We start from the raw sequence: 12542 nt of genomic DNA, 5'->3' as shown, positions 1-12542 counted from the left end.
GCTGGGGTAGCCTCGCCCGGGGCCCCGGGGGACTGCACTCGGACGATTTCCGGGGGCCGGTGCGCTCGATCGGTTGCTCCGCCGGACGGCGGAGCCTGCTAGGAGGCTGAGCTTTCGATGGCTGGCTCGACGACGTCGCAGGACTCCCGCCAGGAGACGGCGGCGGACCGCTCGCAGATCGGCGAGGCCGAACTGCGGCTGCTGCTGGCCGGCCTGACCGCGGTGCGCGACGGCGATTTCAGCACCGAGCTGGCCGGTGACGCGGACGGGCTCCTGGGCGAGATCGCGACCGTGTTCAACGGCATGGTGGACCAGCTGTCGCGGTTCACCTCCGAGGTGACCCGGGTGGCCCGGGAGGTCGGCACCGAGGGGCGGCTAGGCGGCCAGGCGGTCGTCCCCGGGGTGTCCGGCACCTGGGCGGACCTGACCGACTCGGTCAACGCGATGGCGGGCAACCTCACCACGCAGGTGCGCGACATCGCCCAGGTGGCCACCGCCGTCGCCAAGGGCGACCTGTCGCAGAAGATCACCGTGGACGCCCGGGGCGAGATCCTGGAGCTGAAGAACACCGTCAACACGATGGTCGACCAGCTGAGCTCGTTCGCGGGCGAGGTCACCCGCGTCGCCCGCGAGGTCGGCACCGAGGGCATCCTCGGCGGCCAGGCCGACGTGAAGGGCGTCTCGGGCACCTGGCGCGACCTGACCGACAGCGTCAACTCGATGGCGGGCAACCTGACCGGCCAGGTCCGGGCGATCGCGCAGGTGGCGACCGCGGTGGCCGAGGGCGACCTGTCGCAGAAGATCACGGTGGCCGCGCGCGGCGAGATCCTGGAGCTGAAGGACACCATCAACACGATGGTCGACCAGCTGAGCTCGTTCGCGGGCGAGGTCACCCGCGTCGCCCGCGAGGTCGGCACCGAGGGCCGGCTCGGCGGGCAGGCCGACGTCCGGGACGTGTCGGGCACCTGGCGCGACCTGACCGAGTCGGTGAACGTGATGGCCGACAACCTGACCGCGCAGGTCCGGGCGATCGCGCAGGTCACCACGGCCGTCGCCAAGGGCGACCTGTCGCAGAAGATCCGGGTGGACGCCCGGGGCGAGATCCTGGAGCTGAAGGAGACCATCAACACGATGGTCGACCAGCTCTCGGCGTTCGCCGACGAGGTCACCCGCGTCGCCCGCGAGGTCGGCACGGCGGGCAACCTGGGCGGCCAGGCCACCGTCCGGGGCGTCTCCGGCACCTGGAAGGACCTCACCGACAACGTCAACGTGATGGCGTCCAACCTGACCGGCCAGGTCCGCTCGATCGCGCAGGTCGCCACCGCGGTGGCCCGCGGCGACCTCAGCCAGAAGATCACCGTCGAGGCGGAGGGCGAGGTCGCCGCGCTGGCCGGGGTGATCAATACCATGGTGGACACCCTCTCGGCGTTCGCCGACGAGGTCACCCGCGTCGCCCGCGAGGTCGGCACCGAGGGCATCCTCGGCGGCCAGGCCCGGGTGCCGAACGTCGCGGGCACCTGGAAGGACCTCACCGACAACGTCAACTTCATGGCGCACAACCTGACCTCGCAGGTCCGCAACATCGCGCAGGTCACCACCGCGGTCGCCAACGGCGACCTGACCCGCAAGATCGACGTCGACGCGCGCGGCGAGATCCTGGAGCTCAAGACCACCATCAACACCATGGTCGACCAGCTCGGTTCGTTCGCCGCCGAGGTCACCCGCGTCGCCCGCGAGGTCGGCAGCGAGGGGCGCCTGGGCGGCCAGGCCGAGGTGGAGGGCGTCTCCGGCACCTGGAAGCGGCTGACCGAGAACGTCAACGAGCTGGCCGGGAACCTGACCCGGCAGGTCCGCGCCATCGCCGAGGTCACCAGCGCCGTCGCGGCGGGCGACCTGACCCGCTCGATCACCGTGGACGCCTCCGGCGAGGTCGCCGACCTCAAGGACAACATCAACGCGATGGTCGGCTCGCTGCGCGAGACCACCCGCGCCAACGAGGAGCAGGACTGGCTGAAGACCAACCTGGCCCGCTTCTCCGGCCTGCTGCAGGGCCAGCGCGACCTGGCCGTGGTCGCCGAGGCGGTGATGGACGAGCTCACCCCGCTGGTGGGCGCCCAGGTCGGCGCGTTCTACCTCGCCGAGGAGGCCGACGGCGGCACGGTGCTGCGGCTGATCGGCTCGTACGCCTACCCGGACGGCGAGCGGCCGGCCAGCTTCCGGCTGGGCGAGTCGTTCGTCGGGCAGGCCGCCCGCAGCAGGCGCACCATCGCCGTCGAGTCGCTCCCGGCCGGCTACCTGGCGGCCTCCTCCGGGCTCGGCCGCACCGAGGAGCTGTCGCTGCTGGTCGTCCCGATCGTGGTCGAGGAGCAGGTGCTCGGCGTGATCGAGCTGGCCTCGGTCCGGCCGTACGCCGCCGTCCACCGGGCCTTCCTGGACCAGCTGATGGAGACCGTCGGCGTCAACCTGAACACCATCGTCGCCAACGTCCGCACCGACGAGCTGCTGGAGGAGTCGCAGCGGCTGACCGCCGAACTGCAGGCCCGCTCGCAGGAGTTGCAGGCCCGGCAGGAGGAACTGCAGGCGTCCAACGCGGAGTTGGAGGACAAGGCCGCCCTGCTGGCCGCCCAGAACCGGGACATCGAGACCAAGAACCTGGAGATCGAGCAGGCCCGGCAGGAGCTGGAGGAGCGGGCGCACCAGCTCTCGCTGGCCTCCACGTACAAGTCGGAGTTCCTGGCCAACATGAGCCACGAGCTGCGCACCCCGCTGAACAGCCTGCTGATCCTGGCCCAGCTGCTGGCCCAGAACCCCACCCGGAACCTGACGGCCAAGCAGGTCGAGTACGCGGGCATCATCCACTCGGCCGGGTCGGACCTGCTGCAGCTGATCAACGACATCCTCGACCTGTCCAAGGTCGAGGCGGGGAAGATGGACCTCAACCCGGAGCCGGTGTCGCTGCGCAGCCTGCTGGAGTACGCCGAGGCCACCTTCAAGCCGCTGACCGGGCAGAAGGGCCTGGCCTTCACCGTCCGCACCGCCGCGGACGTGCCCGAGCAGCTCGTCACCGACGACTACCGGCTGCGCCAGGTGCTGCGGAACCTGCTGTCCAACGCGGTGAAGTTCACCGAGCGGGGCCGGGTCGAGCTGCGGATCGAGCTGGCCCCGGAGGCGCAGGTCCCCGAGGGGGTGCGCCGCGGCGGGCCGGTGCTGGCCTTCCAGGTCTCCGACAGCGGCATCGGCATCGCGCCGGAGCACCTGGAGAGCGTCTTCGGCGCCTTCCAGCAGGCGGACGGCACCACCAGCCGCAAGTACGGCGGCACCGGCCTGGGCCTGTCGATCAGCCGGGAGATCGCCTACCTGCTGGGCGGCGCGATCACCGCCGAGAGCGTGCTGGGCAGCGGCAGCACCTTCACCCTGTTCCTGCCGGTCACCCGCCCGGAGTTCCTCGTGCTGGAGGCCGAGCCGCGGGCCGGGGCGGACGAGGACCGGGAGGCGCCCGCCGAGGGCCTGCGCCAGGCCGTCGACGAGGGTTCGGCGCCGCTGCGGCCGCGCCGCCTGCTGGTGGTCGAGGAGCGCCAGGGCGGCCTGCTGTCCCTGGTCGCCGAGAACGCCACCGTCGAGCCGGTCGGTCCCGGGGAGGCCCGGCGCCGCACCGAGGTGGTCACCGCGGTCGGCGCGGCGGAGGCCGCGGCCGTCCTGGCGGCGGCGCCCCCGCACTGCGTCGTGCTGGACCTCGACCTGCCCGAGGGCGCGGCCCCCGCGCTGCTGCGCGAGATGGACCGCGACCCCGCGCTGCAGGGCGTGCCGGTGCTGGTCCACAGCAACCGCGGGACGCCCGGCGACGCCGACGCGCTCTCCCGGTCCGGGGCCCGCCCGCTGGAGGTCATCTCCAGCCTGGACGAGCTGCGCGAGCGCATCGCCCTGCACATGAGCGCCGACCACCCCCAGGACGTCCCGCTGGTCCGCGGGCTCCCGCAGAACGACCCGTGGGAGGCCGGGAGCTCCGCCCTGAACGGCCGCCTGGTGCTGGTGGTCGACGACGACGACCGGAACCTGTACGCCATCACCGGCATCCTGGAACTGCACGGCATGCGGGTGCTGCAGGCCGAGAACGGCCGGGCGGCGCTGGAGACGCTGGCCGCCAACCCGGACGTCGACGTGATCCTGATGGACGTGATGATGCCCGAGATGGACGGCTACACCGCCACCGCGGCGATCCGCGCGATGCCGGAGCACGCGGCGCTGCCGATCATCGCGGTGACCGCCAAGGCGATGGTCGGCGACCGCGAGAAGAGCCTCGCCTCCGGGGCCAGCGACTACGTCACCAAGCCGGTCGACGCGGGCGAGCTGATCAGCCGGATCGAGGCCCAGCTGGCCCGGTAGCGCCGCCCCGCCCTCCGTCCGCCGCCCGTACCACCGCAGGAGTCCCCACCGTGCACCAGTCCCGGGAGCCGCAACCCGGCCAGGAGCTGTCGATCCCGTCGAGCCGGGCCGAGCTGGTCGGCGTGCCACGGCCCGCCGTGCTCGAGGCGCACGCCGGGCCGGACGGCGCGGCGGTCAGCGGCGCCCTGGGGCGGCTGGCCGGGACGGTGGACCGGCTGCGCCGCCAGCTCGACGAGGCGCAGGCGCACGCCGCGGGCCGCTCGGTGGTGGAGATGGCGGTCGGCGTCCTGGTGGAGCGGCTGCGCTGCGGGCCGACCGAGGCCGCCAAGCAGCTCCACCTGCTGGCGGAGCAGGCCGGCACCACTCCGCTGGCGCTGGCCGCCGGGCTGGTCAACCAGGCCGCCGCGGACAAGATCTCCGAGGCGGCCCAGGAGTTCGTGGCGCGCACGGCCGACCCGGCGGACCCGGACGTGGGCGTGCGGCTGCGCAACACCGAGGCGGACGCGCTGAGCGGCAGCGACGCGGCGGCGGCCGCCCGGGCGATGCTGGAGCACGCGCTGCGGCCGCTCGGCGCGGTCGCGGTGGCGATCTGGGCGGCCCGGCCGGACCTCTCGCTGGCGCTGGCGGGCAGCGCGGGCTTCACCGACGCGGAGGCCCGCCGGTGGCGCCACGTGCCGCCGGGGGTGCTCACCGCGGCCCGCCGGGCCCTGGACGGGCGGGCGACGGTGGAGTACCGCACGCTGGCCGACGCGGGCGTCCCGTCGATCGGGCAGCACGAGACGGACGGCGGGCGGACCGCCGTCCCGGCCGGGGTCGGCGGTCGGCTGACCGGCGTCCTGGAGGTGTGCTGGCGCGGGGAGCCGCCGGAGCGCTCGCAGTCGCTGCAGCGGCAGTTCGAGGCGCTGGCCGAGCTGTGCGCCGCCACCCTGGAGACCTGGGCCGAGGACGCCCCGGAGGAGACCCCCGCGTCCGGGCGGCTGGACGAGCTGGCCCGGCTGGTCGACGGGCTGCTCGATCCGTGCATGGTGCTGGAGCCCGCCGACGACGCCTTCCCGCCGCAGTTCGTGATCCGGCACGCCAATCCGGCGTTCGTGGACTTCGCTGGCCGCCCGACCGCCGCCCTGGTCGGCGCGCCGCTGCTGGAGGCGTACCCGCTGGTCGCGCGGGAGGGCGGCCTGCTGGGGGCGGTGGAGGACGTCCACGCCACCGGGGCGCCGTTCCGGGACCCGGGGATGCGGCTGGCCGCCCTGGTCGACGGGGTGCTGCTGACCGCGGACGCGTACGTGTCGGTCAGCCGGCACGGCGAGCACGTGACCGTGCTGTGGCGGCTGGCCGACCACACCCCGAAGATCGCCCGCCTGCTGCACCACGCGCAGCGACTGGGCCGGATCGGCGGCTTCGAGGAGGACCTGGACTCCCGCCAGGTGGTGTGGAACGACACCCTGTTCGAGCTGTACGGGCTGCCCGCCACCGCGCAGCCGATCGCCCTGGACCAGTTGGCCGAGCACGCGCACCCGGACGACCGGGACGCCGTCGACCGCTTCCTGCGGACCCTGCTGCACCACCGGCGTCCGGCGTCCACGGCCTTCCGGCTGCAGCGCGCGGACGGCGTGACCCGGCACATCCGGGTGGTGGCCGAGCCGGTCCACGACCACGGGGAGCGGCTCAGCGCGGTCCGCGGCGCCTACCAGGACATCTCGGCGCAGCACTGGACGGAGGTCGCGCTCGCCGCGACCCGCGACCAGTTGGCGCAGACCGAGCAGCAGGCGGCCGAACGCCACCGGCTGGTGCGGCAGTTGCAGCACGCCATCATGCCGCCCAGCGCCGGTCCGATGTCGCTGGGCGGTCTGGAGGTCGCGGTGCGCTACCGCCCCGCGGAGAAGGACCACCTGGTCGGCGGGGACTGGTACGACGCGCTGCCGCTGCCCTCCGGGCAGGTGCTGGTGTGCGTCGGCGACGTCGCCGGGCACGGCATCGAGGCCGCCACCGGGATGGTCGCGCTGCGCAACGCGCTGCGCGGCCTGGCCGCCACCGGGGCCGGTCCGGCCCAGCTGCTGGCCTGGCTGAACAGCGTGACGCACCACCTGACCGACAACGTCACCGCCACCGCGATCTGCGGCCTGTACGACCCGGAGCAGCGCCGACTGCGCTGGGCCCGGGCCGGGCACCTGCCGCCGGTGCTGCTGCGCGGCGGGACCGCGCGGTGCTTGCCGCAGGTGGACGGCATCCTGCTGGGCGTGATCGGCCAGGCCGACTACCAGGAGAGCGAGATCGAGCTGCGGCCGGGCGACCGGATCGTGATGTACACCGACGGCCTGATCGAGCGCCGCGACCAGGGCCTGCAGGCCTCGCTGGCCAACCTGGTGGCCCTCTCCGAGACCGCCCCCCAGGCGGGCGCCACCGCGCTGGAGGCGCACCTGGACCACCTGCTGCGCTTCAGCGGCGCCGACACCGACGACGACACCTGCCTGGTCGGCATCGAGGTGCGCTAGCGCCGTACCGGTCAACGTTCGCCTCAGTAGTCGGTGGCGCGTCGGTCGGAATCGCTGAGCCGTCGGCGTGACCGCGGCAGCCTCGCGGGTGTGGCCGATGGTGCCCGGGCGGCGGGAGACCAACCGGCGCCGGGCATCGTCGTCTCCGGCCTGGCCGCCCGGATAATCCACTGGCCGCGTCAGTGGGAACACCGGTTTGATCCCGCCATGCGCATCACCTCGGAAAGGGTCGCTGACGGCGTCCGCGAACAGCTCTTCACTGTCGGGGACATCCCCGGGGTGCTCTGGACGCCCGCCGAGGGCTCCGGTCCCCGCCCGCTGGTCCTGATCGGGCACGGCGGCGGCCAGCACAAGAAGGGCTGGGAGGTCGTCTCCCGAGCCTTCCCCTACGTCACCTCCTGCGGCTTCGCGGTCGCCGCGATCGACGCGCCCGGTACCGGCGACAGGCCGGAGCACCCGGAGATCCGGCGGCTGGTCGCGGTCATCGACGAACGAAAGGCGGCAGGCGAGCCCCTCGGCCCGGAATGGCCCGCCCTCTACGAAGTCGTGGCGTCGCAGCTCGTACCCGACTGGCAGACCACCCTCGATGCACTCCAGGAACTGGACTCCGTCGGCGACAGCCGGCCCGTCGGGTACTACGGCCTGTCCGCTGCCGGTGAGGCGGGCATCCGCCTCGTCGCGGCCGAACCCCGGATCAAGGCTGCGGTCCTCGGCCTCATCGCGAGCGACTGGCTCGTCGACACCGCGGCACGGATCACCGTCCCGGTCGAGTACGTGCTGCAGTGGGACGATGAAGGGCAGCCGCGGGACTCCGTCATGAAGCTGTTCGACGCACTCGGCTCCGCCGAGAAGACCCTGCACGCCAACCCCGGCGGCCACTTCGAAATCCCGTCCTTCGAAATCGACAGCTCGATCCGGTTCTTCGCCCGGCACCTGGGGAGCCCTGGCACCGTGAGCGGCTCCTGACACCACCGGCGCGACGCCGACGTGCGGTCTGCCGCCCAGCGCCGTGCCGCTCCCGCCGCGGACACGCCCACGGCGCAGCGATTCCGGCCGACGCGCGGCCTGCGTGCTGCGGTCCGCCCGCCGGAGATCCAGGAGGCTCTGCTGCAGACGGCCCGGCTCGAACAGCTTCGGGAGTCACTGGCTGTCGTTGCGGCTACGGTCGCACGCACCCATGGCCGTCTGGCGTGGTTCCTCGCCGGCGCTGTCGGCGCGCTCCAACCGGTGCTGCGCTGGCGTGTCCCGCCCGCCGACGGGGGCCGCAGCTTCGCGACCGTCGTCGCGCGACCGGCGGAACACAGGGCAGACGACTGCTGCGGATCATCCGCAGAGGCACTGGGTCGGTGGTGACCCGGCGCCGGGCCCAGGTGGTGCTGCCGTCCGCGCAGGGCCTGCCGGTGGCGCAGATCGCCAAGTCCAAGCCGGCCGAGCACGGCCTGCCGTTCTCGACCTGGAGCCTGGCCGAGCTGGCCGACTTCCTGGTCGCCGAGGGGGTGGTCGACGACACCAACCACGAGGGCCTTCGGGTCCTGCTCCGCGAGGAGGGCGTGTCCTTTCAACGCGTGAAGACCTGGAAGACCTCCCGCGACCGCATGGACGAGTTCGGCCCGCTCAACCTCCAGCCGACCGCACGGGGTGCGGCACCTGACGACGAAGCGCTGCCGGTGCGTCGGAACAACAAGGAACAGGGCCGTGTGATCCGCCGCTACGTCATCCGGCGGAACAGGCACGCCGCTGACGAGCGCCTGCGCGAGGTGGTCAGCAGGGCGAACGTTGCCTGGTGCGGCACCAGCCGCGGCGCGGTCCCCGGCCGGAGGTGTGCGTTCCGGACGGCCGGGGCAGGCGCGGGGCCGTCGAGGCTCTGAGGAGGGCGGCATGGCGGATGCGATCGTGATCGGCTCCGGTCCGAACGGGCTGGTGGCGGCCAACCTGCTCGCGGACGCGGGCTGGCACGTCCTGGTGCTGGAGGCGCAGTCCGCCCCGGGCGGGGCGGTGCGCAGCGACCGGGGCGTGGACCCGGAGTTCGTCTCCGACCTGTTCAGCTCCTTCCACCCGCTGGCGGTCGCCTCCCCGGCGATCCGGGCGCTGGGGCTGGGCGAGTTCGGGCTGCGCTGGAGCCGCGCCCCGCTGGTGCTGGCGCACCCGCTGCCGGACGGCCGCTGCGCCGCCCTGTACCGCGACGGCGACGGCGTCGACGGGCCGGACGGGGAGCGGCTGGAGCGGATGTTCGGCGGGCCCGACGCCCGGGCCTGGCAGCGGCTGGCGGAGCGCTGGGACGAGCTGGAGCCGCACCTGGTGGACGCGCTGCTGAAGCCGTTCCCGCCGGTGCGGGCGGGGGCCGCGATCGCGGCCCGGCTGCGCACCGCGGGGCTGCTGGACCTGGCGCGCTTCCTGGCGCTGCCGGTGCGGCGGCTGGCGGAGGAGGAGTTCGCGGGCGACGGTCCGGGGCTGCTGCTGGCCGGTTGCGCCCTGCACGCCGACCTGCTGCCGGAGGCGGCGGGCAGCGCCGCGTTCGGCTGGCTGATGGCGATGCTGGGGCGGCGGCACGGCTGGCCGGTGCCGGTGGGCGGGGCGTCCGCGCTGACCGCGGCGCTGGTGCGCCGCCTGGAGTCCCGGGGCGGGGAGCTGCGCTGCGGGCAGCCGGTGCGGGAGGTGCTGGTCCGGGACGGGACGGCGCTGGGCGTGCGCACCGCGGACGGCTGCCGCCACCGCGCCCGGCGGGCCGTCCTGGCGGACACCTCGGTGACCGCCCTGTACGGCGGCCTGGTCGGCTGGGAGCACCTGCCGGGGTCGCTGCGCCGGGACGTGGGCCGCTTCCAGTGGGACTTCGGCACCGTCAAGGTGGACTGGGCGCTGCGCGGGCCGGTGCCCTGGAGCGCGCCGTCGGCGGGCCGGGCCGGGACGGTGCACCTGGGCGCCGACCTGGACGAGCTCGGCGACTACGCCCACCAGGTGGCCACCGGGCGGCTGCCCGCCCGTCCGTTCGCGCTGTTCGGGCAGATGACGGTGGCCGACCCGTCCCGTTCGCCCCGCGGCACCGAGTCGGCCTGGGCCTACACGCACGTCCCGCAGCGGATCGCCGCGGACCTCGGTCCGGACGGCATCACCGGGCGGTGGGACGAGCGCGAGGGGGAGGCGATGGCCGACCGGATCGAGCGGCAGGTGGAGCGGTTCGCGCCCGGCTTCCGCGACCTGGTGGCCGCCCGCCGGGTGCTCACCCCGCCGGTGCTGCGCTCGCTGGACGACAACCTGGTCGGCGGTGCCCTCAACGGCGGCACCGCGGCCCCGCACCAGCAGCTGTTCCTGCGTCCCACCCCGGGCACCGCCGGGCCCCGCACCCCGGTGGCCCGGCTCTACCTGGCCTCCGCCTCCGCCCACCCCGGCGGCGGCGTGCACGGGGCGTGCGGCGCCAACGCCGCCCGCGCCGCGCTGAACGCCCACCGCCGCTCCCCGGCCCGCTTCCTGCCGGTGGGCGGCTCCTCCACCCGGCGCGGGCCGCACCGCTGACCCGCCCCGTCCGAAGGGAACGCACCCTCATGGCACAGCGCCAACGCCTGATCGACTGCCCGCCCGAGCGGGTCTGGGACGTCCTGGCGAACGCCCGGAGCTACGCGCAGTGGGTGGTCGGGACGCAGGACGTCCTGGCCGCGGACGAGCACTGGCCCGAGGTCGGGGCCCGGCTCAGGTTCCGGGTCGGCCTCGGGCCCGCCACGCTGGAGGACACCTGCGTGGTGCGGATCTGCGAGCCCGGCCGCCGCCTGGAACTGGAGGCCGCGGCGGACCCGCTGGGCACCGCCCGGATCGCCTTCTCGCTCGTCCCCTGGGGCGAGGACACCCTGCTGCTGCTCGACGAGCACCCGCTGCGCGGCCTCGGGGCCCGGTTGGAGAACCCGCTGACCGAGTTGCTCCTGCACCTGCGCAACCGCCGCCTGCTGGGCAACCTGGCCCGCCACGCCTCCCCGGGCTGAGGCCGGGGCTACTGCTCGTAGGGGAAGCGGGCGGGCTCGGGCCGCCGGGCGAAGAAGGTCTTGGCCCTGGCCATCGCCTCCTCGTCGGCCAGGACCTGGCCCGGGCTGCTGGCGTTGCCCAGCAGGACGCCGCCGAAGCGCATGCGCATGTACGCGGCGGTGTGCTGGAGGGTCAGTTCCAGCGGGCGGGCGACCTCCTCCTCGGCGTGCGCCATCGCGGTGACGCCCCACAGGGTGCGGTCGGCCATCTTGGCCCGGAACTCCGGGTCGGGGGTGCGCAGCCACTTCGACCAGTGGTCGAGGTAGCGCTTGGTGGCGGAGGAGAGCGAGTACCAGTACAGCGGCGAGGCGATCACCAGGTCGCTCGCGCCGAGGGTGGCCTCCAGCAGCAGCGCCTCGTCCCCGGTGGTGGGCACCGAGGCGGGCCCGCCGGGCGCGTGCCGCGCGTCCACGTACTCGGGCAGGTCGAGGGAGGCCAGGTGCAGCCAGCGCTGTTCGGTGCCGGGCGGGAGCTGCTCGGCGGCGGCCCGGGCGAGCGCCTCGGTGTTGCCGCCGGTACGGGCGCTGCCGAGCAGGAACAGGAACGAGCGGGGCGCGGTCATCGGGGCTCCGGTGCGGGTGCTTCCGGTCGGGCGGCGGCCCGCCGGAGGGGTGGGTCTGACGCCTGCCCAACCTCCGGCGGGCCGCCGGGCATTCCCGACCCCCCGTCAGGCCCGCAGGTGCAGGGTGGCGAGGTGTTCGGGGCGGATCAGCCGGGTGCGCGGGGCGAGTCGGCGCACCTGGTCGAGCAGGCCGTCGAGGTCCATCCCCGGGTCCTGGACGGCGGGGTCGGTCAGTGGCGTCTCGAAGTCGTCCCAGTGCACGGGGACGACGGTGCGCGGGTGGTCGAGCGCCTGGAGCAGCCGCGGCACGTACCGGTGGGTGGTGCGGGCGGTGCTCTCGACGGCGATCATCGCGACGTCGGGCCGCAGTCCGGCGTAGGTGTGCTCGACGAAGTCGCTGGCGCCGGTGAGCAGGGTCGAGGGGCCGTCGCCGAACTGGACCTGGAAGGCCAGGGTGTCGCCCTCGACGAGTTCGCCGATCGTCCCGGGCGGCGCCGCGGGCGGCGCGGTGAGGGTGCCGGGCGCCCAGTACCGGTGCTTGGCGTTGCGGCTGTGCAGGCTGGCCACCACCCGCACGGTGTACCCGCCGAAGTCGAGGACCTCGCCGCCCTTCACCACGACCAGCTGCGCCGGGGCCACCCCCATCGCCTGCAGCAGGTGGCAGGTGGTGGCGGTGCCGACCACCCGCACCCCGCGGCTCTTCGCGATGTACGGGACGTCGTTGACGTGGTCCCAGTGGCCGTGGCTGACCAGGACGAGCTCGGGTTCCCCGATGTGCCGGTCGACCACGTCGGTGGCCACGGTGAGCGGGGTCGCGGCGTCGAAGCCGTGGGTGGGGAAGCGGGTGAGGTACGGGTCGAACAGGACGGTGTGCCCGTTGCCCTCGATCCGCCAGCCGCTGTTGCCGAGCCAGGTGAACGCCGTCTCGGTGCCGCTGCCGGTGCCGGTGCCGCGCTGCGGCTGCTCGTCCGCGGCGGCCGCGGGGACGGCGGCGGCCACCGGGAGGAGGGCGGCCCCCGCGACCGCCGTCCGCAGGAGTCCGCGCCGTCCCAGGGTCTTGTCGTTGTCGCTCATGCCCGGGAAGGACGGCCGCT

The 12542-nt window shown here is 74.4% G+C and carries 7 protein-coding genes and 1 pseudogene; 6 read left to right on the top strand and 2 right to left on the bottom strand.

Features of this window, described 5'->3' with window-relative positions; translation table 11 throughout:
• Positions 1 to 117: 117 nt before the first annotated feature.
• The 6 genes and pseudogenes from QSK52_RS16455 (at position 118) to QSK52_RS16430 (ending at position 10846) form a co-directional block, all read left to right on the top strand.
• Positions 118 to 4383, top strand: a complete 4266-nt coding sequence (locus tag QSK52_RS16455; protein ID WP_285736817.1) for a HAMP domain-containing protein — start codon at positions 118 to 120, stop codon at positions 4381 to 4383.
• A 50-nt stretch (positions 4384 to 4433) separates the two neighbouring features.
• Positions 4434 to 6875: a SpoIIE family protein phosphatase gene (locus tag QSK52_RS16450; protein ID WP_435053271.1), complete on the top strand. Its 2442-nt coding sequence runs from the start codon at positions 4434 to 4436 to the stop codon at positions 6873 to 6875.
• 207 nt (positions 6876 to 7082) lie between these two features.
• Positions 7083 to 7841, top strand: coding sequence for a dienelactone hydrolase family protein (locus tag QSK52_RS16445; protein ID WP_285736980.1), 759 nt, complete (start codon positions 7083 to 7085; stop codon positions 7839 to 7841).
• A gap of 269 nt (positions 7842 to 8110) precedes the next feature.
• A pseudogene (locus QSK52_RS16440) lies at positions 8111 to 8503 on the top strand (IS630 family transposase); the annotation flags it as partial.
• A gap of 250 nt (positions 8504 to 8753) precedes the next feature.
• Positions 8754 to 10385: a phytoene desaturase family protein gene (locus QSK52_RS16435; protein ID WP_285736815.1), complete on the top strand. Its 1632-nt coding sequence runs from the start codon at positions 8754 to 8756 to the stop codon at positions 10383 to 10385.
• Between the two features lie 29 nt (positions 10386 to 10414).
• Positions 10415 to 10846 carry an SRPBCC family protein gene (locus tag QSK52_RS16430; protein ID WP_285736814.1) on the top strand — a complete coding sequence of 144 codons (432 nt, stop codon included), beginning with the start codon at positions 10415 to 10417 and terminating at the stop codon, positions 10844 to 10846.
• An 8-nt stretch (positions 10847 to 10854) separates the two neighbouring features.
• Here the strand turns inward: QSK52_RS16430 and QSK52_RS16425 are convergent, their stop codons facing one another.
• Positions 10855 to 11448, bottom strand: a complete 594-nt coding sequence (locus tag QSK52_RS16425) for a flavodoxin family protein (protein WP_285736813.1) — start codon at positions 11446 to 11448, stop codon at positions 10855 to 10857.
• Positions 11449 to 11553: 105 nt separating this feature from the next.
• Complete coding sequence (locus tag QSK52_RS16420) at positions 11554 to 12522, bottom strand: MBL fold metallo-hydrolase (protein WP_285736812.1); 969 nt, start codon at positions 12520 to 12522, stop codon at positions 11554 to 11556.
• Between the last annotated feature and the right edge of the window lie 20 nt (positions 12523 to 12542).

The organism is Kitasatospora phosalacinea (assembly GCF_030268885.1).
Taxonomy (GTDB): Bacteria; Actinomycetota; Actinomycetes; order Streptomycetales; family Streptomycetaceae; genus Kitasatospora; species Kitasatospora phosalacinea_C.
Note: the sequence above shows the minus strand (reverse complement) of the source record. Positions and strands in the feature narration are given on the sequence as shown.

Bases quoted from the DNA above. Each gene is read 5' to 3' on its own strand.
- QSK52_RS16420 (WP_285736812.1), bottom strand. From the start codon at position 12,522: ATGAGCGACAACGACAAGACCCTGGGACGGCGCGGACTCCTGCGGACG.
- QSK52_RS16425 (WP_285736813.1), bottom strand. From the start codon at position 11,448: ATGACCGCGCCCCGCTCGTTCCTGTTCCTGCTCGGCAGCGCCCGTACC.
- QSK52_RS16430 (WP_285736814.1), top strand. From the start codon at position 10,415: ATGGCACAGCGCCAACGCCTGATCGACTGCCCGCCCGAGCGGGTCTGG.
- QSK52_RS16445 (WP_285736980.1), top strand. From the start codon at position 7,083: ATGCGCATCACCTCGGAAAGGGTCGCTGACGGCGTCCGCGAACAGCTC.
- QSK52_RS16455 (WP_285736817.1), top strand. From the start codon at position 118: ATGGCTGGCTCGACGACGTCGCAGGACTCCCGCCAGGAGACGGCGGCG.
- QSK52_RS16435 (WP_285736815.1), top strand. From the start codon at position 8,754: ATGGCGGATGCGATCGTGATCGGCTCCGGTCCGAACGGGCTGGTGGCG.